Below are 25,564 nucleotides of genomic sequence, written 5' to 3'. Positions count from 1 at the left end.
TGACTCTTGGCGGCACTAATTGACATCCACTCCTAAAGCACATCATGAAGCAGTTAATGTGCTCATCGACCGAATAATCCACTCTGTCGGTGGGGGTATGCATGCACAAGTGGGCGAAGATCGCTCTTGTGGCAGCCATGGCCTTGGGGGGAATGGCGGGACCGAGCGCAGGAGTCAGTTCCGCCGCGACGAGCTGCTACGGGGGTGCCCGGTCGGCGACCATCCAACTGCTGTACGGCAACAACGCGGTGGGGCCCTACTACACGACCAACCGCTGCATGGACGTCAACGTACGGCTTACGTACGTCCGCTACCAGACGGACGCCCGCTCCTGCCTGGAACGGGCCAACGGTTCGACGATCAGTTGCAGCCGTTGGAAGCTGCTGCCCTATCCGGGGTGGGCAACGTTGTCCACCAACGTGCGGGACAACACCCGCTTCCGCCTGGAGTTCAAGACACAGCCCGGTGAGACGATCAGCTACCTCGTAGCTTCGTAGGACGCCTCCCCTTGGGTGCAGCTGACGAGACAACGTCACCTGCACCCAAGGGTTTTGAGAGTCTCCGGGAAGCAAGCGCGCGCGGCCGTTGGTCTTGCAGGGGGCGATGGAGATTGCGCCGTCGGTGCCAGCGATTGCCTTGTGACCGAGGTTGATGCTGCGCGGTGCCGTGATCGCCGCGGAGCGATCGACTCGGGCCGGTCCACGACGTGCCCATGGAGATGCCGTGCACATCGCGCCGGTACGCCGTCTCCTGTTTCTCGGACTCGCCCGCCATGCCCTCCCAGCGCTCGGCCGCCGTGGTCAGCGTGGCGAGGTCGGTGGTCATGATCTCGTGATACGTCGGCATACGTTGTCGCCCCGGCCTCAGTACGTGTCCAGCGCCGACCGCTCCCGCAACGTCGACCCCACCGCCAGATCCGTACTGGTCAGCACCGCGTTCCCGCTCCGCAACGCGTCCCTCTCCGCGCCGAGCCGGTTCATCAGGTTCCCCACCTGGTCCGCCCAGGTCGTGTGCGCCTTCTTCAGGGCGGCGGAGGTGAGCCGGCCGTCGCCGTCCTTCGCGCCGAACTCCCGTACGGCGGCGCCGTGTTCCTCGTCAGCCCAGCGTCCCGCCGTACGCGTGCCGGACTCGATGTGGTCCTCGATCGCCTTCGCCGCCGCCCGTTTCTCACCCGGCGACGAAGCCAGTCGCCCCGGTGCCGAGACGCCCGACTCCCGCGGCACAACCGAGACATCCAGCACGCCCGGCACACCCGTCGCCCTCGCCCTCCGCCGCGCTAGACCCGCCGGCTCTCCAACGGCCCCAGGTACAGCGCCGGCAGACCCCCCGTGTCGATCACGAGCCGCTGCAGCACCACCGTCGGGTCCACCATCCAGAACTTCAACCGGTGGACCCCGGCCTTCGTCACAGAGTGTTTCGTCGCCGTCGCATTGACGTTGTCGGAGGTGTTGCGGGCCCACACCGCGTTCAACAGCCCGTCATCAGCACCGACGTTGATGTCGACGGTCTCGATCGGACCGGCGTCGAGGGAGACGCCGTAGCGCAGACCACCCGTCGGCAACGCAGGGTTACGAGGGGACAGGTGCGCCCACACCGTCACCTCTCCCGCCGACAGGAGACTCACCTCGTATTCGAGGCGCGGTGAATTCGCCCCGCCCGGCGTCTGTCTGGGCAGCGTCACCGGCCACGGGGTCATCCCCGCTCCCGTGCGTCCGATGCCGTCGATACGGCGCCATCCGCCGACCGCCCGGTCGTAGTGCTCCCCGTCGATCGCCACATAGCCGCCCGCCTCCACGAACCCGCGCAGTCCCCGGGCCGAGGGCTTCTCGGCGACGCAGGTGACGGTCGCCGATGTCCCCGCGCCGGTCACGGTCAGCACCCCCTCGGCCCGCCCGACCGGCAGCCGAGCCCAGTTCACCCTCACCTCCACCCGCACCTGCTGCTCGACCCGCCCTCGTGGCCGGTCCACCACCAGCCACGGCACCGACGTCTCGATCCGGTAGTCGAATGCCGTACGGCCCCGGTTGAACACCTCGACATACTGCTGCGGCCGCGTCTGGTACGGACTGAACACGGGCAGTACGGCCGCCCCCGAACCAGCCACACCTCCATCGCCGTCCACCGCCACTCCCAACCCCGCGGCCTCCGGCACCTCGATCCGCCGCACCGCCGGAAACAGCACGTCCGGCAACGCCACGTTGTCCTTCTCCGGCTGCTGCCAACCGGCGTTGGGCCCGTACCGCTCCACATCGCCGTAGTCGATGTGTGGCTGGGTCTGGAAGCCGGCCCACTTCCCGTCCGCCACCGCCGAGTTGAAGTGGTCGGCGAGTGCGAAGTCCTTCGACAGGCCCGACTCCGCCGCGTCCGCGAGGGAGTTGGTCGCGGAGCGGCCCTGCGCCGCGTACAGCAGGTTCGTGAACTCGGCCGACCGCAGACCGTAGAGGTTGGCGGTCGCCTGCACCTCGTAGCCGACGAGTTCGAACCACGCGTCCCGCAGCCGGGCCGGCAGCCGCCGTCCGATCCGCTCGGCGCGCTTCCCCAGCTCCCGCCACTCCTCCGTGACCCGCTCCAACTCCCGGTGCCCGAAGGCGAACGGCGTCTGCTGGTCGTCGTAGACCACCTGTCCGTCGACGAGAGTGATCCGCCGGTTCAGCAACTCCGGTTTGCGGCGGGCCTGCAACTGCCCGTAAGCCGCCAGGACGGAGGCGATCTCCTGCGACTGGTCCGCCCCGAAGTTCTGCCGCGCGTACCGGCGTTCCCATGCGCCGAGCTGCGAGAGGTCCCAACCGGGCGGATTCCAGGCGTAGTTGAGGAAGAACTCGGTGGGGAGTTCGTTCCCCTTCAGATCGCCTACGTTCGCGACCCACAGGCCGTGGTTCCCGTACGCGTGCGCCGCGTGGAGTTGCTCCCAGACGTTGCGCAGGTTCGCCGTGTCCACCCATTTGTAGTTGCGTCCGGCGCCCACGTAGTCGAAGTGGTAGTACAGGCCGTAGCCGCCGGCCCGCGCCTCCGCCGCCTCCGGGTGCTTGCGGATGTTCCCCCAGTTGTCGTCCGTCAGTACGACGGTGACGTCGTCCGGTGCCCTCAACCCCCGGTCCCAGTACCGCTGCACCTCCTTGTACAGCGTCCACACCTGCGGGGTCTCCGCCGCCGGCCGGCCCGTCACCTCCTCGATGATCTGCCGCTGCGCCGCGATGATCTCCTGCATCAACTCGATGCCGTCGCCGTCCGGGAGGCTCGTGTCGCCGTTGCCGCGCATGCCCAGCGTGACGACGCCCTCGAAGCCCTGGTCGACCATGCGCTGCACGCCGGCCCGCCAATAGGCGCGGATCGCGGGGGCGTTGAGGCGGTACGACCACTCGCCCGTACCGCCGTACGGATCGTGGCCGGGCGTCACGATCGCGCCGGAGGAGTCACGGACAGCGGCCACCGCGTGGCGGTTCCACTCCTCGATGCCCCGCATCATCGGCGCCTCGTGCGACGTGCCCATGACAACGCCGTACGCGGCCGCCCTCCGATGGTTCTCCGGGTCGTCCTCCGCGAAGGCCCGCCCCCACACCGCCGGCCACAGGTAGTTCCCCTTCAGTCGCAGCAGCACCTCGAAGACCCGGCCGTAGAAGTCCGCGTTGAAGCCGCCCGGATACCCCGGCGCCTTGCCCGGCCCGAAGTACGCCGGCGCCCAGGTCCCCAGCGCCGGGTTCTCGTCGTTGATGAAGAATCCGCGGTACTTCACCGCCGGCGTGCCCTGCGAGTACCGCCCCGGCAGCACCCACACCTGGTCACGATGGGTCGGCGGCACGTCGTCCCACCAGTGCCAGGGCGAGACCCCGATGCCGTACGACACGTCGTACGCACCGAAGATCGTGCCGCGCGGGTCGCTGCCCGCGACGACGAACGCCCGGTCCACGCCCGGCAGCGGCTGCTCGACCACCGTCTGCAACGAGGTCTCCCAACGGCCGCGGATCCCGGACACGTCCAGTTTCCCTGCGGCCACCAGGCCGTCGATCAGCGCGCTGCGCCCGATCGTGCCGACGAGTACGGCCTCACGGGCGAGCGTGCTGCCGGGGCGTACGCCGGTGACGCGTTCGATGTCGGCCCTCAGGTCGCCTGCCACCCGTACGACTCCTGGGTGATCGTCGGGGTCCACCACGACCGGGGCACCCACCAGCGAGAACGCTCCACCGGTGAACGAGATGTACGCCCCCGCCTCCAGCGGCCCCGGCCCCGCTCCCGTCTTCGACGACAACACCGGCACCGCGGCAAGTCCCGTACCCAGAACGGCTCTTCGACTGACGGACGCAGACATGGGCCCGGACATGGCACACCCCTCCACACCTAATTTGGTCAGCGGCATGACAAATGGTGGGACGAGTGGCGGGCGGGAACAACGGGTCGTACGCGCCGAATAGTTTCGTAACAGCTGGCCCGCGACGCAAAGAGGCCCGTACGACCGAAGTCGTACGGGCCTCTCTGAACTACCGGGAAACTACCGGGTCAGATCAGACTTACTTGTTGATCTTGGTGACCTGGCCGGCGCCCACCGTGCGACCACCCTCACGGATGGCGAACTTCAGGCCCTCTTCCATGGCGACGGGCTGGATGAGCGAAACCGTCATCTCAGTGTTGTCGCCCGGCATGACCATCTCGGTGCCCTCGGGGAGGGTCACGACGCCGGTCACGTCCGTGGTGCGGAAGTAGAACTGCGGACGGTAGTTGTTGAAGAACGGCGTGTGACGGCCACCCTCGTCCTTGGACAGGATGTACGCCTGGGCCTCGAACTCCGTGTGCGGGGTGACCGAGCCGGGCTTGATGATGACCTGGCCGCGCTCGACGTCCTCGCGCTTGATGCCACGGAGGAGGAGACCGACGTTCTCACCGGCCTGGCCCTCGTCGAGCAGCTTGCGGAACATCTCGATGCCGGTGACCGTGGTGGTGGTCTTCTCCTGCTTGATGCCGATGATGTCAACGGTCTCGTTGACCTTCAGGACACCACGCTCGATACGGCCGGTGACGACCGTACCGCGACCGGTGATCGTGAAGACGTCCTCGACGGGCATGAGGAACGGCTTGTCGACGTCACGCTCGGGGGTCGGGATCGACTCGTCGACGGCGGACATCAGGTCGAGGACCGTCTGGCCCCACTCCTTGTCGCCCTCAAGAGCCTTGAGCGCCGAGACCTTGACGACCGGCAGGTCGTCGCCCGGGAACTCGTACTCGGAGAGGAGCTCGCGCACCTCGAGCTCGACGAGCTCCAGGATCTCCTCGTCGTCCACCATGTCGGCCTTGTTCAGGGCGACGACGATGTACGGAACGCCGACCTGGCGGGCCAGGAGCACGTGCTCCTTGGTCTGCGGCATCGGGCCGTCGGTGGCGGCGACAACGAGGATGGCGCCGTCCATCTGCGCCGCACCCGTGATCATGTTCTTGATGTAGTCCGCGTGACCGGGGCAGTCGACGTGGGCGTAGTGACGCGTCTCGGTCTGGTACTCGACGTGCGCGATCGAGATCGTGATACCGCGCTGGCGCTCCTCAGGAGCCTTGTCGATCTGGTCGAAGGCCGAGGCCTCGTTCAGGTCCGGGTACGCGTCGTGCAGCACCTTGGTAATGGCGGCCGTGAGGGTCGTCTTACCGTGGTCGATGTGACCGATGGTGCCGATGTTGACGTGCGGCTTAGTCCGCTCGAACTTCGCCTTCGCCACTGGGTCCTCCTGTGGAGTGGTTCTGGTACGCCTTACTCATCGGCGCCAGGTGATCTTTGCTGGGATGCCGCCCGCCGGGGTCTGCCCTCCCGGGTGAGCCCCGGCGGTCGGTGTCAAGCCTAAAGCGTGCAAACGGTGTGTGTTACTCGCCCTTGGCCTTCGCGATGATCTCCTCGGCGACGTTCCGGGGAACCTCGGCGTAGGAGTCGAACTGCATCGAGTAGCTTGCGCGACCCGAGGTCTTGCTGCGGAGGTCGCCGACGTAGCCGAACATCTCCGAGAGGGGCACGAGGCCCTTCACGACGCGCGCACCGGCACGCTCCTCCATGGCCTGGATCTGGCCACGGCGGGAGTTGATGTCACCGATCACGTCACCCATGTAGTCCTCGGGCGTGGTGACCTCGACGGCCATCATCGGCTCGAGGAGCACGGGAGACGCCTTGCGCGCGGCCTCCTTGAAGGCCTGCGAACCGGCGATCTTGAACGCGAGCTCGGAGGAGTCGACCTCGTGGTAGGCACCGTCGAGCAGCGTGATGCGGACACCCGTCATCTCGTACCCGGCGAGGATGCCGAACTGCATGGCCTCCTGCGCACCGGCGTCCACCGACGGGATGTACTCCCGCGGGATACGGCCACCGGTGACCTTGTTCACGAACTCGTACGCCGGGCCGTCGGCCTCGGTGATGGGCTCGATCGCGATCTGCACCTTGGCGAACTGACCGGTACCACCGGTCTGCTTCTTGTGGGTGTAGTCCACGCGCTCGACGGCCTTGCGGATCGTCTCACGGTAGGCGACCTGCGGCTTACCGACGTTGGCCTCGACCTTGAACTCACGGCGCATACGGTCGACCAGCACCTCGAGGTGCAGCTCGCCCATACCACCGATGATGGTCTGGCCGGTCTCCTCGTCCGAGTGGACCTGGAAGGAGGGGTCCTCCTCCGCGAGACGCTGGATGGCGACACCCAGCTTCTCCTGGTCACCCTTGGACTTGGGCTCGATGGCGACCTGGATGACCGGCGCCGGGAAGTCCATGGACTCCAGGATGACCGGGTTCTTGTCGTCCGAGAGCGTCTCACCGGTGGTGGTCTGCTTCAGGCCCATGACGGCGACGATGTCGCCGGCGCCCACCGACTCGATCTCCTCACGCTTGTTCGCGTGCATGCGGTAGATCTTGCCGATGCGCTCCTTCTTGCCCTTGACCGAGTTCAGCACAGCCGAACCCGCCTCCAGGCGGCCCGAGTAGACCCGGACGAAGGTGAGCTTGCCCAGGTGCGGGTCGCTCATGATCTTGAACGCGAGCGCGGACAGCGGCTCGTCCACGGACGGCTTGCGCTTGATGACGACCTCGGGGTCCTTGACGTCGTGGCCCTCGATGGCCTCGACGTCCAGGGGGGTCGGCAGGTAGCGCACGACCGCGTCGAGCAGGGGCTGGACGCCCTTGTTCTTGAACGCGGTGCCACAGAACACCGGGGTGACCGTGACGCCCTTGGACTTGCCGGACGCGATGGTGACGCGACGGATCGCGGCGTACAGCTGCTCCTCGGTGGGCTCCTGGCCCTCCAGGAACAGCTCCATGATCTCGTCGTCGTTCTCCGCGACGGCCTCGACCAGCTTGCCGCGGTACTCCTCGGCGGCCTCGGTGTGCGTGGCCGGGATGTCGACGACGTCGTACATCTCGCCCTTCGCCGCCTCGGCGGACCACACGAGCGCCTTCATGCGGACCAGGTCCACAACGCCCTTGAAGTCCATCTCGGCACCGATCGGAAGCTGCATGATCAGCGGCACCGCGCCGAGGCGGTCCTTGATCATGTCGACGCAGCGGTGGAACTCCGCGCCGGTCCGGTCGAGCTTGTTCACGAAGCAGATGCGGGGCACGCCGTAACGGTCGGCCTGACGCCACACCGTCTCGGACTGCGGCTCGACACCGGCGACACCGTCGAACACAGTGACGGCACCGTCGAGGACGCGGAGCGAACGCTCCACCTCGACCGTGAAGTCCACGTGACCCGGGGTGTCGATGATGTTGATCGTGTAGTCGTCGTCCTCAAGCGGCCAGTGACAGGTGGTGGCAGCAGAGGTGATCGTGATGCCACGCTCCTGCTCCTGCTCCATCCAGTCCATGGTGGCGGCGCCGTCGTGGACTTCACCGATCTTGTAGCTGACGCCGGTGTAGAAGAGGATCCGCTCGGTGGTGGTCGTCTTGCCCGCGTCGATGTGGGCCATGATCCCGATGTTGCGGACCTTGGCCAGGTCAAGTGAAGTGGTAGCCATAAGGCTTCAGTCTTCTCTCGGTCTCGATGGGGTCTGCGACTACCAGCGGTAGTGCGCGAAGGCCTTGTTGGACTCGGCCATCTTGTGGGTGTCCTCGCGCTTCTTGACGGCCGCGCCGAGGCCGTTCGAAGCGTCGAGAAGTTCGTTGAGCAGACGCTCGGTCATGGTCTTCTCGCGACGGGCGCGGGAGTAACCGACCAGCCAGCGCAGCGCGAGCGTGTTGGCGCGACCGGGCTTGACCTCGATCGGAACCTGGTACGTCGCACCACCGACACGGCGGGACTTGACCTCAAGCGTGGGCTTGATGTTCTCCAGCGCGCGCTTCAGCGTGATGACCGGGTCGTTGCTGGTCTTCTCGCGCAGGCCCTCCATGGCGCCGTACACGATGCGCTCGGCGGTGGAGCGCTTGCCGTTCAGCAGCACCTTGTTGATCAGGGAGGTGACAAGAGGAGAACCGTAGACCGGGTCGATGATGACCGGGCGCTTCGGGGCGGGGCCCTTACGAGGCATTTTCTACTTCTCCTTCTTGGCGCCGTAGCGGCTGCGGGCCTGCTTGCGGTTCTTCACACCCTGGGTGTCAAGCGAACCGCGGATGATCTTGTAGCGAACACCGGGCAGGTCCTTCACACGGCCGCCGCGCACGAGCACGATGGAGTGCTCCTGCAGGTTGTGTCCCTCACCCGGAATGTAAGCGGTGACCTCGATCCCGCTGGTCAGACGCACACGCGCGACCTTACGCAGGGCCGAGTTCGGCTTCTTCGGGGTGGTCGTGAACACACGCGTGCAGACGCCACGACGCTGAGGGGAACCCTCGAGTGCGGGCGTCTTGTTCTTCTCGACCTTGTCCTGCCGGCCCTTCCGGACCAGCTGCTGGATCGTAGGCACTACTTCTCCGGTTTCTGTGTGCCGATGGTGAAGCTAACCTGGAACGTCGCCGACCCACGCGGTCGGGTGTGTCGAATCCCGCAGACTTTCGCCGGGTAGCAAAAGGGGCGCAGATTGCGGTGGCCAGTGTCGGCTCCCCTAGTGCGGTTCAAGGCACGCACGAGAGCCAGGGCACACCCCAGGCACAAGGTCTGAGCGTACCTACCTCATTCGCTGCGGTCAAAACAAATGGGTGTCACCCATGGCTCGACGGGGAAGAGGCCATAGCCGCACCCGCTCGGCGATCTTCGAATCCACGGCCCGGAGCCCTCAGCCGGACGACACGGTGGCCGCTATCAGGCCCAGCAGGATCAGCAGCCCCCAGCCCGCGACGGAGAGCCAGCCGAAGACCAGTCCGGTCAGCGCCATGCCGTCGCCGCCCTCGTCGGTCCGCCGTATTTCCGCGCGGGCGGTGTGGCCGAGAACCACCGCGGGGATGCCGGTGAGTCCGAGCGTCGGCACGGTGAGCAGGCCGCAGACCAGCGCGCCGACCGCCTTGCCGTTGGTCACCGGCACCGGGGCCGGCAGGAACGTCGGCGGGGTCGGCCGGAATCCCGGCTGCGGGCCCTGGACGGCGACCGAGGCCTGCGGGCCCTGGGGGAGATCGGCGACCAGGAGCATCAGCTCGCCCACCGTGCGGGCGTCGTAGGCCCGGGCGACCCGCTTCTCCAGCTCGTCCTCCCGCAGCCGCCCCTCGGCGAAGCCCGCCCGGAGCACGTCCACCGCCCGCTCCCGGTCCGCGGTCGCGGCCAGCATCGACGCACCGCTCTGGCCCTGCCACGGCTGCGGCTGCGATCCCTGCCCCTGCCACGGTGTCGGGTACGACACGGAACACCTCCCCCGGCGCCGGAGACCGAATGCCTCCATGATGCTCCAACGCACCGAAAACGGCACCGGTTCCCCCTCCGGGACCGAAAGGGGACGGCCACCCCGCTCCTGGTGCAAAGGGGAGCGGAGTGGCCGGTGTCATCGGGTGCGACGGGCGGTGCGTTCCGCGGCGAACACGTCCTCCAGGCGGAAGAGCTGGGCGCGGCCCGACTTCCCGGCCGCCCGGAGCCGGCCGAGCTGGACCCACTTGCGGATGGTGGCGGGCGCGACCCCGGCCTCCTGGGCGGCGAGCGGCCCGGGGATCAGGGTCGGCGGTCCGGTCCTCGTCGGTGGCGTCATCGGCTCCACTCCCCCTCGTCCCAGGTGTGCCGGTAGGCCGGGTCGTCGTGGCAGCCGCAGTCCGGCGCCGGACAACGGCAGGCGGGGTTCACACAGAGGACGGCGCCGCGGTCCGGGAAGGCCCGCAGCGAGACCGAGTCGCACCAGGGGCAGCGGCCCGACACCCGGACGACGGTCTCGGTGTCGCCCAGGGCACGGGCACACCGCCGGGCCATCCGCCGGGTCTCGTCCCGTACATGCGCCGCGAGTACGGCGTCGGCGGCGACCTCGTCGAGCAGCGCGGCGATCCGGCGCAGCCGCTCGGGCACGGACACACGCCGCGCGCGGGGCAGCCCGAGGCGGTCCCGTACGGCCTCCTCCAGTTCTACGACGCCGTCCGTGATGTCGCGGATGGTGTCGGAGATGTGCAGGCGCAGCGGGGCCGCGCTGTGGCCGGGGGCGACCAGCCCGTGCCGCTGCTCCATGAGCAGGGCCTCCGCGCGCTCCTCGCGGAGCCGGTCGGCGAGGCCGGGCGGCGGGGCGGGTGCGCGGTGGGCCGGCGTGGTGCGGCCGGGGGCGAGTTCGACGCTCAGTTCGGGGAACTGCTGGAGCAGCGTGCCGATCCAGAGGGCGGCGTGCGCGGTCGGGTCCGTCGCTGCGGACGCCTGGCTCCGGTCAGGCAAGGGAGCCTCCCCGCGGGGTCGGCAGCGCGGTCAGGGCGAGCGGGAGGAGATGGGCGGGGATCTCGACCGGGCGGCCGGAGCGGTAGAGGCGGCCGCCGCAGACGCCGTCGAACCAGTTGTCGGCCGGGGCGACGACCCGCTCGCAGTTCCGCCGTACCGTGCAGCGGGCGCAGGCCCGCAGGACGGGGGCGGCCTCCTTGGCCTTCTTGGAGAACACCGCCCTGGGCGGGAGTCCGGCGCAGGCGGCGGCGGTCTGCCAGCCCACGGGTTCGTCGTGGGGGCGGGGTGGTGGGCACGAGTCGGTGGACATGGGGCCTCCCTGTGGGTCGGGGGTGGCACGGGCGGATGGCACATGCCATCCGGGTCGACCAGGTTTACAGATTGCGCGCGCGCTCGCAACAAGAACTCTGGTCACTCACCCCACAGGACCGGCGACCACCTGTCACGAACCCGGCGATCACGGCCTCATCTCCACCGAATCTCCCCCTCATTGGGCCGGTTTTTTCCCAGTGCTTGCACGCGAGCACGTAATTCCGTGCGCGCAAGCAAGCTAAACTCGCTGCCATCCAAAGGAAGCGAGCACACGATGACCAGCCAGGATCTGGACGCGTTCGCCGCGTGGGTCGAGGACCTGATGCGCGACCGCGGCTACGACATCGACAGTCCGCGCGGCGGCGGCAAGTCACGGATAGCGGACGAGGCGGGCGTCCACCGGGCCGCCGTCACCCGCCTGTTGCAGCGCCAGAGCATGCCGGACCTGGAGACCACGCGCAGGCTCGCCCGGGTGCTGGGGGTGCCGGTGCGCGACATGCTCATCCGCTCCGGCCGGCTGACCGCGGAGGAACTGGCCGATCCGCACGAGCACTTGGCCTCCCCCGCGCCCGGCGCCGAGTTCGGCCGCCGTCCCACCCTTGAGGAGGTCGCCGATCTGCTGGGGGTGCCGGCCGACCGACGGGAGATGTTCGTGCGCGTGGTCGAGCAGTTCCTGCCCAACGACGTACCGGCCGTCGGGCACGCGGACCACGAGGAGGCGCGGCTGCTGGTGACCGACTGACCCCGGCCACCGCCCGCGCCGCCGCGCTCCACCCCCGCTCACCCACTCCCCCACCCCTCACTTCCCCCTGCTTCACCTCGCACCACTGCGTGATCACACCCCCCCACAGGCCTCTCCCCACAGATCTCCCCCGCGCTCGTTCTCGATTTTAGTTGCGTGCGCGCACGCTCCTCTGTCACAGTTGGTGCAGCGGCGGAGCTGCGCCCGCAGGTCGGCCGCTCAGTGCCTCGTCGCGTCCAGCACGCCCTCCGAAGCTGCCCCGAGGTGACCCGGCATGACCACTCCCACCCCACCGAGCGCCTTCCCCGACGTCGAGGCGATGATCGTCGACATCCTGGAGGACGACTCCCGGCTCTCCGGCGCGATCGTCGCCGTACAGGCGCCGTCGGGCTTCGACGGCACGGCCGCCGCCGTGTTCGTCAACCGGCGCGGCGGAGCCTGGGTCGGCGAACGCCACGTCGACCAGCCGCTGATCGAGCTGGAGGTGTACGGCCCGACCAAGCAGGCCGCGCACGTCCTGGCCAACGACGCCCGCCAGGCCGTACTGGCGATGGCGAACAACAAGTACGGCACGAACCTCGTCACCGAGGTGGAGGAGCAGGACGGCCCGCGCTGGCTGCCCGACTACCTCTACTCCGCGGCCAACCGCTACGTCACGGTGATGAAGGTGTACGTGGACGTCTACTGACGGACGCTCCACGCCCCGAGACCGAAGGCCCCGCCACCCCCCGGCGGGGCCTTCTTCGTACCCGGACCCCGGCGTACGACACCACCCCAGAGCACCACGAGAACAAGGAGAGACACCACCATGGCAGGAACCAACTCCTCCGAGATCCGCATCGCCGGCGTCGGCCGTCTGTACGTCGCCACCGCCGACACCGCCGTACCGTCGACGTTCTCCTCCGACACCGCCACCGACTGGGCGAGCTGGAAGAACCTCGGCTTCACCTCCGGTGACGGCGTCACCTTCAGCAAGAAGGACAAGCTGGAGCCGGTCGACGTGTGGCAGGCCGTCAGCCCGGTGCACTTCGTGTACTCGGACCGCGACCTGACCCTGAAGTTCTCGCTGATGCAGTTCAACGAGGACACGCTGCCGTTCTTCATGGGCGGCGGCGGGGTCGACGCGGTGACCGGCGCGACGGGCGTCTACCAGTACGACATCGCCGACCGGCCGTTCGCCGATGTGCGCGCCCTCGGCCTGGAGTTCACGGACGTCCGGGCGAGCGACGGCTCGACCGTGACCTACCGCTTCGGCATCCCGCGCGGTCAGGTCACGGCCGCCGACGACATCAAGCTGGCCCGCAAGTCCGCGGCGCAGCTCGGCGTCACCTTCACCGCGATGTCCGCCGCCGACGGTTCGGCGCTGGCCAGCTTCGTGATGAAGGACGCGGCGTACGCGGCTGCCTGATCCACCGGGGTGGGACAGGCCAGGGCGCCTGTCCCACCCCGACCTCGACTCCCGTTCCCGTACCGCCTGTAAAGGAGTGCCCTTCACCATGGCCCGTTTCGACGTCAACGCAGCCCGCGCCCAGCGGCTCGAAGCCCTCGGCCGCACCTGGTCGTTCGAACTCGACACCGAGAGCTACACCCTCCCCACCGAGCTGACCCGCGCCACCGCCAGGTCGCTGCGCAAGCTCGACGACAACGACGTGGACGGGCTGCTCCGACTGCTCCTGGGCGAGAAGCAGTTCGCCCGCTTCGAACAGCACGAGGTCACGATGCAGGACATCGCCGCCATCCTGGAGGCCTACGGCAAGGAGACCGGGCTCGGCCTGGGGGAAGGCTGAGCCTCGTCGGGTTCGTCGACGAACACGCCGAGGCCCTCGAAGCGGACCTGCTCCGCTATTACGGCATCGATCTGCTCGACTGGCACCGTGACCGGCTCTCCGCACGCCGGCTCACGGTGCTCGTCAGGCAGTTGCCGCGCGACAGCGCCCTCCACCGGGAGCTGCACGGCGAGGCCGCCGACTGGTCGGTGACCGACCATCTCCTGGCCGCCGCCGTGGACCATCTGGCCGCCGCGAACTGGATGTTCGCGAGCGTCAACTCGGAGGAGGGCGACCAGCCGGAGCCACCGGCACCGGTACCGCGTCCTTCGTACGACGAGGAGACACCAGGACCGGAGAACGAACCCGAGGTCGAGGAGCCGGCTCCGTCGACGGTCCAACTGGCCCGGTTCTTCGGCTGATCGTCAGTCCCCCGCCTCCTCGTCCCGGCGCCGGCCCGGGGCCCGGCCCTCCAACTCCTCCGCGAGGGCCCGGACCTTGACGGAGAGCCGGGGGCGTTCCCCGCTCCGGGTGCCGGGCGGGGGAGGCGTGGGTTCGGACGATTCGGCCGACTCGGTTCTACGTCCCCTGTCGCGGCCGGTGCCGGTGTTCAGCGGAGGGACGCTGGGCCGACCGTTGCGCCGTACGACCGAACGCCGTTCGGCGGGTGCGGCGCGCTTCTCCCGGGTGTCCCGGGCGGTGACAAGGATGTCGGGGTCGGTATCGGGATCCACCAGGTCCCGAGGGCCGTCCGCCGCGACCCGCTCCCGTTCCCCGCGCTCTTCTACCCGCGTCAACTCGGCCGGTGGGCTGAGCAGTTGGACGTAGGGCAGCTGGATGACGTCACCCCCGACGTGATCGCGATCCCGCGCCCGGCGCGGCCGGCGGCCGGTGCGGGCGTCCTCCTGGCCCTGGAGATAGGCGGCGGTGATCCGTTGCTCGTACGCCCGCCGGACGGCAGGGAGTTGCTCGTCGACGACATCGGCCCAGCCGGCGCTGTAGGCGGCCAGTTCACGCCGGTCCAGTTCGGCGCGCGGCAGGATCACCAGGTCGTCGGGCGCGTGGCCGAGCCGTAGCACCAGTTCGGACAGGCGGGCGATGAGATGCGGTAGATCGGGGGCCTGTTCGAGCCAGTCGATCACATGCGTCTGCCGCGCGTTGCTCGCGTCCCCATCCACCCCGTAGGCCTTGCTCTCGTCCGTACCCCACCGCGCCCCCCCGCGCGAGGACGGCCGCCCTGTCGCCGCCCACCGTCGTGCACAGGCCCCTCAAGTGCCGCACCGGGCCTGGTCATTCACCTTTCGTTCACCGACGGGAGAACGGCCGGATCCTACTTCACCAACCTGGCACAAGCTCCACCGCACCCCGCATCACCGCAGGTCCGGACCGCGGGGAGGGCGTTCGTCTTCGGCAAACACGGAACGGCACCACGAGATTACTCGTACACTAGTTCGAACAGACGCTTCGAACGCCTCGGGAGCGCCACCTGTACCACCAGCCGAGCGGACAGACAGGAAAGCAGGACGACGACATGGCGACTGGCACGAGTCACTCTCCGCAACAGCCGATCGACACCTACACCCGCCTCGCCCACCTCCTGCACTCACCGGCCCCCGACCGCACGGCTCTGCTCGACCGGCTGTACGAGGAGCTGCTCACCCGGGAGTCGCGGGCGTACGCGGCGGGGTGGACGGACGCGTTGACCGAGGTGGGGCGCGGGCGGGGCGGACGGCCGTAGGCGATCCACGACTCGAAGGACCCGGAACCGCCCGGCGCCCCCGTGACTCAGTAGAAGAAGATCGCGAGCACGGCACCCACGGCGATGAGCGCCAGTCCGGGCACCCAGAAGAACATCACCATGCCCCGCTCCTGGGAAGAGTCGACTTCCGCGAGGCTGCCGGTCTTGGCCCGCTTCGGCTTTCTGCGGTCGTACACCACCGGAACGACCGTGCCGACCGGCCCCCTCGGCTCCGGCCCGACTTCGATGAACTGGGGCGGTATGTCCTGGGGCGGGGCTCCCGGAATACGGATGTGGTAGTAGACGCGATGCCCACCGCTAATCCATTCCTGAAGGTCGGACACCGCCTCCCCCTCGACGCCGTGCCGCTCCAGGCTTCTCAGCTTCATAAACTTCATGAATCCCCCTGAATTCGCGAAGCAGAGCAGCACGCCAATGCCCATCAGGACGAATCCCACACCCGCGATGTTACCCATTACATCCCCCTCTTCCTGGAAAAAGATACGCGAAAGCTATCAATTGACGTCGCCCGAGGTCAACCCTCGCCGACTTCCCATCGGAGGCATACATGGCCCAGGACAAAGATACGGAAATCCTGGAGAAGGTCGAAGACGTCCGGCAGGACGTCGCTGATATCAAACGAAATCTGGCGTCCGGGAAAACCGTCACGAGCGCAGACATCACCAGCCTCAAAAAAGAACTCAAGGGCGACATCGAGAAAGGACCGGACACCAGCAAGAGCCTCTTCGAGTCGCTTTTCGAGGCGCTCGGCCTGAAGGACCTTGTCGCCGCCATCAAGGACGGATCGGATTGGGGCAGCAAACTCCTGCTGGCCTTCGGGGCCCTGGCCACGCTGGTGATCGGCCAGATGTTCAACTTCGGAAAGATCTTCAACACGGGGCTGGAGAAGATCACCCGGACCAGGGCGAACCCGGCCACCGGCCGGGCAGCCGCACCGGGAAATGTGCTGGCCATCAGCGAGACCGGCTTCCCCAAGGCCATGACCCGCGCGGAGATGGAGGGCCTCAACTCCGTCTCCATCAATCCGCACGGTCTCACGCCGGAAACGCTCAACGGGCTGAAGTCCGCTCTCGCGGGACTCCCCGAGAAAATCCGTGACTTCAGTTCCGCGACCGCGGACATGAAGTCCGCGAGCACGATCAAGAACATCGCCAAGGCCATCGGAGGGTTGAAGGAAAAGCTGGACCCGAGCCCCGAGGGAACCATCAAGGAGGTGGCCGCGGCCATCGAGACGCTCCATACGAAGCTCGCCCCCTTCGAGCACGACAAACTCCCCAAGCCCAGGACCCTCAAGGACATCGCCTCGGCCGCCCGTGATGTCGTCCGGGACGGTGACCGGCTTCGGCTGCTTTTCCGGGAGCTCGCCACCGCCTCCACCGAAGCCGCCAACCGCATCGCAGGATGATCCCGCTCTCTTCGAAGGAGGTGTGCGATGAGTCTCGTTAGTTCCCTGAAGAAGGCTTCCGGCTCCCTGGACGACTTCAAGTCCAAGGCGTCCGCCGCCGGCACGGCGGCCAAGGGGATCGGCGGCAACAGTCAGAAGAGTGCCGATCAGCTCAAGGCCCTGAAGACCGCCGCCGACGGTTCGGGAAAGGAGCTGAAGGATCTCAAGACCGCGTCGGACCAGGCCGAGAAGTCCCTCGGCAAGGCCGGCAAGACCGGTGCCGGCGCCGGCACCGGCCTCGGGAAGTACGAAACCGGGGCGGGCAAGGCGGCCAAGGGCCAGGACAAGATGAACAAGTCGATGAAGGGGAACTTCTTCGGCCTGCTCATGCAGTTGCTGCAACCCCTCATCGACAAGGTCATCGACATGGTGACCAACTCGAAGACCATGCAGAAGGTCCTGAAGCAGGCCTTCGAGGTCATCAAGTCCGTGATCGGCAACGTCATGAAGGCCATCGAGCCGATCATGAAGAACGCCGGCAAACTGATCAAGTCGGTCTGGAGCGGCATCAAGACGGCGATCACCACCGTCGTCAAGGCCGTCGCCACGGTCATCAGGACCTACGTCGCCGTGTGGAAGTCGGTCATCACCGGCGCCCTGAAGGCGATCAGCACGGTCGTCTCCACCGTCTGGAAGGGCATCAGGAACGTCATCTCGCCGGTCGTCGGTTGGGTCAAGTCCGCGATCCCGGACGCCTTCCGGGCCGTGAAGGACCGGCTGTCCAGCATCTGGGGCGGGCTGAAGGGCATCGCGAGCCGGGCCTTCGACGGCATCAAGGGCGCGGTCCGCGACCCGATCAACGCGGTCATCGGTCTCATCAACCGCGCGATCGGCGCCCTCAACGGCATCCATGTGTCCATCCCGGGCTGGGTCCCGATGGTCGGCGGCAAGACCTTCGGCGTCAGCCTGCCGAGGATTCCCGCGCTGGCCACCGGCGGTGTCGTCATGCCCCGCTCCGGCGGTGTCCCGGCGCTCCTCGCCGAGGCCGGTGAGGCGGAGGCCGTACTGCCGCTCAGCAAGCTGGACCGGCTGCTCAGGACGGCGGCCTCGCGCGGCCGGGCGTACGCCGGGGTCTCCGGGGCCGACGGCAGCGCGCTGCACATCGAGCACTACTACGCGGCCGAGACCAGCAGCCCGCAGCGCACCGCCGACGCGTTGATGTTCCTGGCGAAGGCACGCGGATGAGCAGCGCCGTGCTCCGCGATCCGCTCGCCGGTGCCGCCCCCGTCCTGCGCTCCTTCCGGACCGGGGTCGAGCGGACCCAGGCCGGCGTGCGGTCCTTCACCGCGCGCGTCACAGGCGCGGCCGGCGACCTCGACCGTGTCGCCGCTCCCGCCGCCCAGAGCGCCACCGCCGTGCAGCGCATCAGGACGAACGCCGACACCGCCGCCCGCTCCGTCACCCGGACCGGGCAGACCGCCACCGGCGCCGCCACCGGCATCAGGTCCGCCGGCACCAGGGTCAGGTCCGCCAAGAAGTCCCTCGGCACGCTCACCACCGGCCTCGGCGGTGTCTTCGCGATCGTCGGCGGACTCATCGCCGCCTCCGGTGTCCTCGGCGGCCTCCTCGACACCTTCGGCACCGCCATGACCATCGGCTCCGGCGTGATGATCGTCGTCAATGCGCTGACCCGCGCCAACCCCCTCGGCTTCGTCGCCGGCATCCTGCTCCCGTTGGCCGGCTGGCTGCTGGACATCGCGCTGAACTCGGAGACGGGCCGGCGGCTGATGGACCAACTGGCCACGCTGATCCTGAAGTACGTCCAGGGCTACCTCACGATCCTCGGCCCGGTCCTCAGGCTCGTCGCGAGCGCGGTGAACACCTACGTCACCGGCTACCTCACCCTGATCACCACCGCTCTCTCCGCCATCGGCACGGTCATCGGCACCGGCTTCGCCGTCCTCAAGGCGCTGACCACCGGCGACACCCGCGCCCTCAGCGGCAGGGTGTCCTCGATCTGGAGCGGCTTCAAGAACGCCGTCAAGCCGGTGCTGAGCTGGATCACCAAGGAGATCCCCGCCGGGTTCACCCGGGTCAGGAACGCCACCGTCAACACCCTGCGCGCGATGGGGCAGTTCGTCACCACCGGCGCGCAGACCGTCGCCGGGGTCGTGAAGGGCCCGATCCAGGGGCTCGTCGCCTTCGCGAACTGGGTGATCGACGGCCTGAACAAGCTCAGCTTCAGCATCCTCGGCAAGAAGTTCGGCGTGCACCTGGACAAGATCCCGATGCTGGCCGAGGGCGGGATCGCGGTCCCCGGCGCGCGCACCGGCCGCGTGCTGTCGCTCACCGCCCTGGAACAGCGGCGAGGCAGGACCACCAGGACCGCCCAACCCGCCCGGCGCATCAGGGAGTTCCACGAGAGCAAAGGCACCGGCGCCCACGGCACCGCGACCGACCTGCTCTTCCTGGCCTCCGCCCACGCCCGCGCATGAAGCGGCACACCCCCGACTGCGAGGTGACGGCCCCATGGCCGATCTGACGACCACCACGTCCACCGACGACGTTCCCCCCGGCTCACTCATCACCCGCGACGGGCAGATGCAGTGGGCCGGACTGCTGCTCGGCCCCGGTACGCCGTACGAGATCGGCAGTGACGGGCTGACCGGCTGGGAGGATCTGCCGGACTACGACACGACCGACGCCGACCACCCCACCGCGCACGGCGCCTGGCCGGGCGCGCGCTACGCCAAGCCCCGCAAGGTCGGCGGCTCGGTGTGGACGGTACCGACGAGCGACGACACCGCGTCCTCGCTGTCCGCGATGCGCGCCCTGCGCCGGGCCCTGCTGCTGGGCGACTCGGAGCGCTGGCTGGCGGTGCGACTGCACGGCGAGACGCTGGCCGTCCGGGCCCGGGTCAGCCAGCGGGTGCTGGCCGCGGACCGCACGTACACCACACAGGGCGTCTCCAAGGCGTCCGTGCAGTGGTACGCCACCGATCCGCGCCGGTACACCGTCGACGAGCAGACGGCCGTCACCGGCGCCCCGCAGCCGGAGAGCGGCCTCACCTGGCCGCTGACCTGGCCGCTGTACTGGGGCCAGGCCTCGTCCACCGGTGACGTGGGCGCCGACAACTCCGGTTCTGCGCCCACCCATCCGGTCCTCACCTTCACCGGCCCGTGCACCAACCCCACGGTGACGGACCGGACTTCGGGGCGGCGGCTGCGCTACGAGATCGGGCTCGCGGCCGGTGACGAGCTGGTCGTCGACACGGCGGCCGGCACCGTCACCCTCAACTCCACCGCCTCGCGCCGCCACACGGCCGCCGCGGACAGCAGCCCCGAGGAGCTGTTCGCCTTCGAACCGGGCCGCGCCGAGCTGGCGTTCCGCCCCGACACCTACGACACGGGCGCGCAGCTCTCGGTGCGCTGGCGCTCGGCGGAGTGGTGATCCCATGACGGTGAAAGCGGCCTGGCTCACCCCGGGCGACCAGACCCGGGAGGACACCCGGCTCACCCTCTCCGGCCTGCTCACCATCAACGCCGGCGCGGCCGAGAACGTCCCGCTCAAGGCGCGCGGCGGCATCGTGCCGGGCGGCTTCGCGCTCACCGGCGCCGCCGGGGCGATGACGTTCACGATCGGCACGGGGCGGGCCTTCGTGCAGAGCGGGCGGATCCTCCAGGGCGCCTACCCGGTCGCGGTCACCGACCCGGAGACCCTGACCGTGCCGGACGGCGACGCCCAGTACGGCCGTATCGACCTGGTCGAACTCGCCGTACTGGACGACGACTACGACGGCACGGGCACAACCGCCGCGCTGGTACGGCTCGTTCAGGGCACCCCGGCGGCCCTGCCCACCGTGCCGAACACCCCGAACGGCAGCGCCCTCCCGCTGTACCGGATCGCGGTGCCGGCCGGCGCCTCGGCCGGCACCGGCGGTCTGTCCTGGGCCACGGCGGTCACCAACCTGCGCTATCCGACGGCGGCGTTGGGCGGCATCGTGCCGGCGTCCGGCTTCGACGGCGCCTACGCGGGGCAGTACCGCGACACCCCGGGCACGCTCCAGCGCTGGGACGGTTCGGCGTGGGTGCCGTACCCGAAGGCGGTCGGCGGGATCGCCCCGGCCGGCGCGCTGGGCACGGGGAGTTACACGGGGCAGTACCAGGAGAGCGCGGCCGGGCTGCTGCAACGCTGGGACGGGTCCAACTGGCAGTACGCGGAGGGCCGTTCGAAGATCCTGCTGAGCGTCGAGCAGACCACCGCGCAGTCCGTGGCGACCGGGACCTGGACGCAGATCACCCTCCAGACGACGGACGTGGACGACGTCACCGGCTGGTCCGGGTCGAACACCTACACCGTGCCGAGGGCCGGGTGGTGGCGGGTGACCGCCACCCTCACCTGGTTCAACGAGTCGACCACCGGCTCACGCGGCGCCCGGATCTACCAGAACGGCGCCGGTGTCCCCCGCGCCACCTGGCTGGTCGGCGCCGGGCCGGGCGCGACCAGCGTCGGCGGCGGCACCCTCCTCAAGTGCGCGGCCGGCGACAGGCTCGCGCTCTACGGGCTGCAGAACTCCGGTTCCACGATCACCACCCTCGGCGGCTCCGGCTACGCCACCAACCTCACCGCGGAGTGGCTCCGTTCCTGAACCGCACCGCACGACACCACAGGAGACCTGCAGATGAACCTGCGCAGCTCATGGGTGGCCGAGACCGGTCAGACCCGCGAGGACACCCGGCTGACCCAGCTCGGCGCGACCACCCCCGCCAACCCCCTCGAAGTCCGCTCGGGCATCCTGCCCGGGTCCTACGACGGCCTCAACCGGATGTCCGGTTTCTGGCTGGAGGGCACCGCGGGCGCCATGACCGCGACCGTCCACGAGGGCCGTGCCGTCGTCGCCGCCGGCGCCACCCGGGGCGCCTACCCGGTCACCCTCCCCGAGCCGTCCCCCCTGACGTTCACCGACGGCGACGCGACCAACCCCCGGATCGACCTGGTCGTCCTGCGGATCTACGACTCGCTGTACGACAACTCAGGGCAGACCAAGGCCGCCCTGGAGATCGTCAAGGGCACCCCGGCCACCACTCCGGTCGCGCCAGCGGTCCCCGGCACCGGCCTGGCGCTCTACCAGGTCAAGGTCCCGGTCGGGATCAGCGCCGGCAAGGGCGGCATCAACTGGAGCACCGACGTCACCGACCTGCGCACGCCCGTCGTCGCGGTCGGCGGCATCCTGCCCGCGTACGGCGAGACCGGCAACGGCGCCTACCCGGGCCAGTTCCGCGACTCCGGCGGCGCGCTGCAGCGCTGGGACGGCTCGGCGTGGGTGTCGTACCCGAGCGCGCTGGGCGGTATCGCCCCGGCCGGCGCGGTCACCACCGCCAGCTACACCGGCCAGTACCGCGACACCTCCGCCGGAGTGCTGCAGCGCTGGAACGGCACGACCTGGGTGTCCTACCAGCCGGCGCCGACCTGGACCGACTACACACCGGTGTGGGGCGCCGAGAACGGCACCGCCCCGGCGATCGGCAACGGGACGCTGGCCGGGTCGTACGCGAAGATCGGCACGGTCGTGCACGTCCGGATCTATCTGAAGATCGGGTCGACGACCAACCTGACCGCGCAGGCCGCCAACGCCAACTGGACGTTCCGGCTGCCCGTCGCCCCGCCCACCACCGCGTGGAAGCTCGACGGGCGGGTGCTGAGCGCGGAGGCCTACGACTCCTCGGGCCTGCTCTTCTACCAGGGCAGCGGCCTGCTCTCGGTGACCAGCGGCGTCGGCTACGTCCGCTCGCTGCGCGACACCCTCGCGACCAGCACCGGCATCTGGGACAAGGCACTGCCCTTCACCTGGGCCTCCGGCGATGTGCTGTCCATCCACGGCACCTACGAGTCCGCGTCCTGACCACCCCTCAACTCCCCCCATCCTGAAAGGAGTCGGCCCATGGCCGTACGCTCCGGCTGGCTGTCCCCGGACAGCCAGTCCCGCGAGGACACCAGGCTCGTCTCGCTCGGCGCCCTCACCCCGACCTCGCCCGTCGCCACCCGCTCCGGCATCCTGCCCGGGTCCCCCGACGGCCAGTTCCGCATCTCCGGCTTCACCCTGACCGGCACCACGGGCGGCATGAGCGCCACGGTCAGCCCCGGCCGCGCGCTGGTGCAGTCCACCGACGCCCGGGGCGCCTATCCGGTCGCGCTGACCGAGTACCTCCCGGTGACCTTCGCCGACGGCGACGCCCAGTACGGCCGGATCGACCTGCTGGTGCTGCGGATCTACGACGACGTCTACGACGGCTCCGGCCGCACCGAGGCCGTCGTCGAGATCGTCCAGGGCACCCCGGCGGCCACCCCCGCGATCCCGGCCACCCCCGATCTCGCCATCCCGCTCTACCAGATCGCCGTGGCCAAGAGCACCAGCGCGGGCAGCGGCGGCATCTCCTGGGCGACCGCCCTCACCGGCGTGCGCAACGCGACGGTCGGCCTCGGCGGCATCCTGCCGGTCACCACCGACACCGCGAACGGCGCCTATCCCGGTCAGTACCGGGACGTGAGCGGCCAGTTGCAGCGGTGGAGCGGCACCGCCTGGACCGACTACCCGGTCCTGCCGACCTGGCAGAGCTGGACCCCGGCCTGGACCACCAACACCGGAGCGGCGACCCCATCCTTCGGCAACGCCACGGTGAGCTGCCGGTACGTGAAGTTCGGGACGACCGTGCATCTGAACTTCGCGATCACGTTCGGCACCACCACCAACTTCGGCACCAGCCCCACCACGAACGACAACTGGCGCTTCTCGCTGCCCGTCACCGCGGCCGCGACCCGGCTGGGGATCGGCTTCGCCGAGGTGGCGGCCAACAGCGCGAGCAACCGCGGTACGGCCCGGGTGACTCTCTCCACCACCGGGACCTTCGAGCTGGTCATGTCCTCGGGCCAGGTCAACGCCGCCGTCTTCGCCAACACCGGCGGAGTGGACTCCCTCACCCCGTGGACCTGGGCGAGCACACACACCATCATCGGCACCGCCACCTACGAGGCCGCCGCATGACCACCGTCAACACGCCCTACCGGGCGATCTTCTGCGACCTGCGCACCGACAGCACCATCGACATCCTGCCGCTGCGCGACGTCACCGTCGACGACTACATCGGCAAGGCCGGCTCGCTGTCGGGCACCGTCCCCGTCCCGGACGCGGCGATGGCCGCCCGGGTCCGCCGGATCGAGGAGGGGCGCACCTCGGTCTACCTCCAGCGCGGCACCGACCTGTGGTGGGGCGGCATCGTCTGGACCTCCACCCTGCAGAGCGACGACCAGGGCGTGCTCACCCTCGGCGTCCAGGCGGCGACCTTCGAGTCGTACGCGGGCCGGCGGCTGATCCGGGCGACCACCCCCGCCTACGACCCCGGCTACGAACTCGCGCTCGACGGCGACCAGTTGGACATCGCCCGCGACCTGTGGACCGACCTCCAGACCGCGCTGCCCGGCGGCGACATCGGCGTCAGCTACGGCACCGAGACCTCCGGGGTGACCCGCTCGGCGAGTTACCGCGACGGCGACGAGACCGTCTATCTCGACGCGCTGGACGCGCTGGCCGCGCTGGAGGACGGCTTCGAGCACTACATCTCCGTCTACACCGACCCGACCAGCGGCGCCCGGGTGCGCCGGCTGCGGCTGGGCAGCCCGAAGATCCTCACCGGGGCCACCGACCTGGTGATGGACCGGCCCGGCACGATCCTGTCGTACTCCTTCCCGCGCGACGCCACCCGGGGCGGCACCACCGACCGCGCCCGGGGCGCCTCCACCAACACCGACCAGGCCACCGAGTCCCGGCCGCTGTGCTCCACGGTCGCGGTCGCCACCGACCTGATCGAACAGGCCGGCTATCCGCGCATCGACCTGACCTCGGACCACAACGACATCACCGACGAGACCACCCTGACCGCCCTCGCCCGCACCGAACTGGCCGCCGCCACCGGCGCGGTGGTGATCCCCGAGATCAGCGTGCGGCTCGACGACCTGGTGCCGTCCGCGCTGATCGGCCGGACCGTCCGCATCCGGATCACCGACGAGTGGTACGCCGAGGGCCTCGACACCCGCTACCGGATCATCGGCGTCAAGGTCAGCCCCGCCCAGCGCGGCCGCCCCGACACCGCCGAGCTGTATCTGGAGGAGGTCTGATGCCCCAGCTCCCCGAAGACATCATCGACCGGCTCACCCAGATGGAACGCCGTATCCAGCAGCTCTCCACCGCCGTCAACACCCGGCCCGCCCTCAACACGGTCTCGGGCGGCACCCTGGAGGTCGGCCCCGCCACCGGCTCCCCGGTCTTCAAGGTCGGCAAGTGGCCCGGCGGCAGCGAGTACCGCATGGAACTCCGCCGCCAGACCGGCACCCGCGCCATGAGCATGTACAACGGCGACGGCACCGCCACCTCCGCACAGCCCCTGCGCATCTACGACATCGCCGAGCGCGAGCTGCTCTCGGACGACGTCTCCACCGGCGGTCTCGCCCGGCCCTGGCTGAACATGCTGCCGCCGCAGGACACGACCGTCACCCGCTGGCCGCTGACCACGGCGACCACGATGACGACCGTGGCGATGTCCTACAACGTCGTCTGGCAACCGAAGATGCGGCTCCTGATGAACACCCGCACCAGTTCGGGCGCCACCGGCTCCGTCCAGGTGCTCGTCAACGGCGCCCCGTGGGGCACCGTCGTCGCCGCCGGCGCGGACTACGACCAGTCGGGCCTGGTCGGCTCCGACTTCGCCTCGGTCTACGGCACCCTCCTCAAGGTCGAGGTCCAGGCCCAGGTCACCAGCGCCTCCGGCACCGTCTACGTCAACCCCGTCCTGATGTACGGCCGTCAGACCTGAGGAAGGACCC

At 69.3% G+C, this 25,564-nt stretch carries 28 protein-coding genes; 16 read left to right on the top strand and 12 right to left on the bottom strand.

What is annotated here, in order from left to right; genetic code table 11:
• Nucleotides 1-152 precede the first annotated feature (152 nt).
• A complete protein-coding gene (locus tag AB0M63_RS01485; RefSeq protein WP_355905152.1) occupies nt 153-497 on the top strand; it encodes a hypothetical protein in 345 nt (114 codons plus the stop codon).
• A gap of 366 nt (nt 498-863) precedes the next feature.
• Here the strand turns inward: AB0M63_RS01485 and AB0M63_RS01480 are convergent, their stop codons facing one another.
• The 10 genes from AB0M63_RS01480 to AB0M63_RS01435 all read right to left on the bottom strand — a co-directional run bounded on the left by AB0M63_RS01480 (nt 864) and on the right by AB0M63_RS01435 (nt 11,034).
• Nucleotides 864-1,241, bottom strand: coding sequence for a hypothetical protein (locus AB0M63_RS01480; RefSeq protein ID WP_366018000.1), 378 nt, complete (start codon nt 1,239-1,241; stop codon nt 864-866).
• 35 nt (nt 1,242-1,276) lie between these two features.
• Nucleotides 1,277-4,306, bottom strand: coding sequence for a glycosyl hydrolase 115 family protein (locus AB0M63_RS01475; RefSeq protein ID WP_366017998.1), 3,030 nt, complete (start codon nt 4,304-4,306; stop codon nt 1,277-1,279).
• Nucleotides 4,307-4,505: 199 nt separating this feature from the next.
• Nucleotides 4,506-5,699 (bottom strand): elongation factor Tu, encoded by a 1,194-nt coding sequence (gene tuf / locus AB0M63_RS01470; RefSeq protein WP_355905143.1) that lies wholly within the window; start codon nt 5,697-5,699, stop codon nt 4,506-4,508.
• Between the two features lie 142 nt (nt 5,700-5,841).
• A complete protein-coding gene (gene fusA / locus AB0M63_RS01465; protein ID WP_355905139.1) occupies nt 5,842-7,971 on the bottom strand; it encodes an elongation factor G in 2,130 nt (709 codons plus the stop codon).
• A gap of 39 nt (nt 7,972-8,010) precedes the next feature.
• Entirely contained in the window at nt 8,011-8,481 is a 471-nt protein-coding gene (gene rpsG, locus AB0M63_RS01460) for a 30S ribosomal protein S7 (RefSeq protein ID WP_005481264.1), read from the bottom strand.
• A 3-nt stretch (nt 8,482-8,484) separates the two neighbouring features.
• Entirely contained in the window at nt 8,485-8,856 is a 372-nt protein-coding gene (rpsL, locus tag AB0M63_RS01455) for a 30S ribosomal protein S12 (protein WP_003948652.1), read from the bottom strand.
• Between the two features lie 309 nt (nt 8,857-9,165).
• The gene (locus tag AB0M63_RS01450) at nt 9,166-9,723 is read right to left on the bottom strand and encodes a DUF1707 and DUF4190 domain-containing protein (RefSeq protein ID WP_366017997.1); all 558 of its coding nucleotides are present in this window, start codon (nt 9,721-9,723) and stop codon (nt 9,166-9,168) included.
• A gap of 138 nt (nt 9,724-9,861) precedes the next feature.
• Nucleotides 9,862-10,062 carry a hypothetical protein gene (locus AB0M63_RS01445; RefSeq protein WP_355905132.1) on the bottom strand — a complete coding sequence of 67 codons (201 nt, stop codon included), beginning with the start codon at nt 10,060-10,062 and terminating at the stop codon, nt 9,862-9,864.
• Nucleotides 10,059-10,724, bottom strand: coding sequence for a hypothetical protein (locus AB0M63_RS01440; protein WP_355905129.1), 666 nt, complete (start codon nt 10,722-10,724; stop codon nt 10,059-10,061). Before AB0M63_RS01440 ends, AB0M63_RS01445 begins: the two co-directional genes overlap by 4 nt.
• A complete protein-coding gene (locus tag AB0M63_RS01435; protein WP_355905126.1) occupies nt 10,717-11,034 on the bottom strand; it encodes a WhiB family transcriptional regulator in 318 nt (105 codons plus the stop codon). Before AB0M63_RS01435 ends, AB0M63_RS01440 begins: the two co-directional genes overlap by 8 nt.
• A 276-nt stretch (nt 11,035-11,310) precedes the next feature.
• On the opposite strand from AB0M63_RS01435, the gene AB0M63_RS01430 reads away from it, so the two are divergent.
• The 5 genes from AB0M63_RS01430 (at nt 11,311) to AB0M63_RS01410 (ending at nt 13,966) form a co-directional block, all read left to right on the top strand.
• Entirely contained in the window at nt 11,311-11,778 is a 468-nt protein-coding gene (locus AB0M63_RS01430; protein WP_355905123.1) for a helix-turn-helix transcriptional regulator, read from the top strand.
• Between the two features lie 274 nt (nt 11,779-12,052).
• Nucleotides 12,053-12,466, top strand: coding sequence for a hypothetical protein (locus AB0M63_RS01425; protein ID WP_327401935.1), 414 nt, complete (start codon nt 12,053-12,055; stop codon nt 12,464-12,466).
• Between the two features lie 120 nt (nt 12,467-12,586).
• Nucleotides 12,587-13,186 carry a phage tail protein gene (locus AB0M63_RS01420; RefSeq protein ID WP_355905119.1) on the top strand — a complete coding sequence of 200 codons (600 nt, stop codon included), beginning with the start codon at nt 12,587-12,589 and terminating at the stop codon, nt 13,184-13,186.
• A gap of 88 nt (nt 13,187-13,274) precedes the next feature.
• Nucleotides 13,275-13,565, top strand: a complete 291-nt coding sequence (locus tag AB0M63_RS01415) for a hypothetical protein (protein WP_355905116.1) — start codon at nt 13,275-13,277, stop codon at nt 13,563-13,565.
• A gap of 65 nt (nt 13,566-13,630) precedes the next feature.
• Nucleotides 13,631-13,966, top strand: a complete 336-nt coding sequence (locus tag AB0M63_RS01410; protein WP_355905296.1) for a hypothetical protein — start codon at nt 13,631-13,633, stop codon at nt 13,964-13,966.
• Between the two features lie 3 nt (nt 13,967-13,969).
• On the opposite strand, the gene AB0M63_RS01405 is transcribed toward AB0M63_RS01410, so the two are convergent.
• On the bottom strand, nt 13,970-14,722 hold the full coding sequence (locus AB0M63_RS01405; protein WP_366017996.1) for a hypothetical protein: 753 nt from the start codon (nt 14,720-14,722) through the stop codon (nt 13,970-13,972).
• A 353-nt stretch (nt 14,723-15,075) separates the two neighbouring features.
• Here AB0M63_RS01405 and AB0M63_RS01400 point away from each other — a divergent pair, with 353 nt between their 5' ends.
• The gene (locus AB0M63_RS01400; protein WP_355905110.1) at nt 15,076-15,282 is read left to right on the top strand and encodes a hypothetical protein; all 207 of its coding nucleotides are present in this window, start codon (nt 15,076-15,078) and stop codon (nt 15,280-15,282) included.
• A gap of 47 nt (nt 15,283-15,329) precedes the next feature.
• Here the strand turns inward: AB0M63_RS01400 and AB0M63_RS01395 are convergent, their stop codons facing one another.
• Complete coding sequence (locus tag AB0M63_RS01395; RefSeq protein ID WP_366017995.1) at nt 15,330-15,740, bottom strand: DUF3592 domain-containing protein; 411 nt, start codon at nt 15,738-15,740, stop codon at nt 15,330-15,332.
• A gap of 110 nt (nt 15,741-15,850) precedes the next feature.
• Between AB0M63_RS01395 and AB0M63_RS01390 the strand changes: the two genes are divergently transcribed.
• Genes AB0M63_RS01390 through AB0M63_RS01350 form a run of 9 tightly spaced genes read left to right on the top strand, consistent with a single transcriptional unit; the run spans nt 15,851 to nt 25,554 of the window.
• The gene (locus AB0M63_RS01390; RefSeq protein ID WP_366017994.1) at nt 15,851-16,708 is read left to right on the top strand and encodes a hypothetical protein; all 858 of its coding nucleotides are present in this window, start codon (nt 15,851-15,853) and stop codon (nt 16,706-16,708) included.
• 27 nt (nt 16,709-16,735) lie between these two features.
• Nucleotides 16,736-17,932, top strand: a complete 1,197-nt coding sequence (locus AB0M63_RS01385; protein ID WP_366017993.1) for a phage tail protein — start codon at nt 16,736-16,738, stop codon at nt 17,930-17,932.
• Nucleotides 17,929-19,182, top strand: a complete 1,254-nt coding sequence (locus tag AB0M63_RS01380) for a tape-measure protein (RefSeq protein WP_366017992.1) — start codon at nt 17,929-17,931, stop codon at nt 19,180-19,182. The genes AB0M63_RS01385 and AB0M63_RS01380 overlap by 4 nt, the downstream gene beginning before the upstream one ends.
• Before the next feature lie 34 nt (nt 19,183-19,216).
• On the top strand, nt 19,217-20,137 hold the full coding sequence (locus tag AB0M63_RS01375; RefSeq protein WP_366017990.1) for a phage tail protein: 921 nt from the start codon (nt 19,217-19,219) through the stop codon (nt 20,135-20,137).
• A 4-nt stretch (nt 20,138-20,141) separates the two neighbouring features.
• The gene (locus AB0M63_RS01370; protein ID WP_366017988.1) at nt 20,142-21,335 is read left to right on the top strand and encodes a hypothetical protein; all 1,194 of its coding nucleotides are present in this window, start codon (nt 20,142-20,144) and stop codon (nt 21,333-21,335) included.
• 33 nt (nt 21,336-21,368) lie between these two features.
• On the top strand, nt 21,369-22,589 hold the full coding sequence (locus AB0M63_RS01365) for a hypothetical protein (RefSeq protein WP_366017986.1): 1,221 nt from the start codon (nt 21,369-21,371) through the stop codon (nt 22,587-22,589).
• A 39-nt stretch (nt 22,590-22,628) separates the two neighbouring features.
• On the top strand, nt 22,629-23,729 hold the full coding sequence (locus tag AB0M63_RS01360; RefSeq protein WP_355905086.1) for a hypothetical protein: 1,101 nt from the start codon (nt 22,629-22,631) through the stop codon (nt 23,727-23,729).
• Nucleotides 23,726-24,859: a hypothetical protein gene (locus tag AB0M63_RS01355; protein ID WP_366017985.1), complete on the top strand. Its 1,134-nt coding sequence runs from the start codon at nt 23,726-23,728 to the stop codon at nt 24,857-24,859. The genes AB0M63_RS01360 and AB0M63_RS01355 overlap by 4 nt, the downstream gene beginning before the upstream one ends.
• On the top strand, nt 24,859-25,554 hold the full coding sequence (locus tag AB0M63_RS01350) for a hypothetical protein (protein ID WP_355905080.1): 696 nt from the start codon (nt 24,859-24,861) through the stop codon (nt 25,552-25,554). Before AB0M63_RS01355 ends, AB0M63_RS01350 begins: the two co-directional genes overlap by 1 nt.
• Nucleotides 25,555-25,564 lie beyond the last annotated feature (10 nt).

This window comes from Streptomyces sp. NPDC051576 (assembly GCF_040681835.1).
Lineage (GTDB): Bacteria > Actinomycetota > Actinomycetes > Streptomycetales > Streptomycetaceae > Streptomyces.
This window is presented reverse-complemented; position numbering and strand designations above follow the sequence as displayed.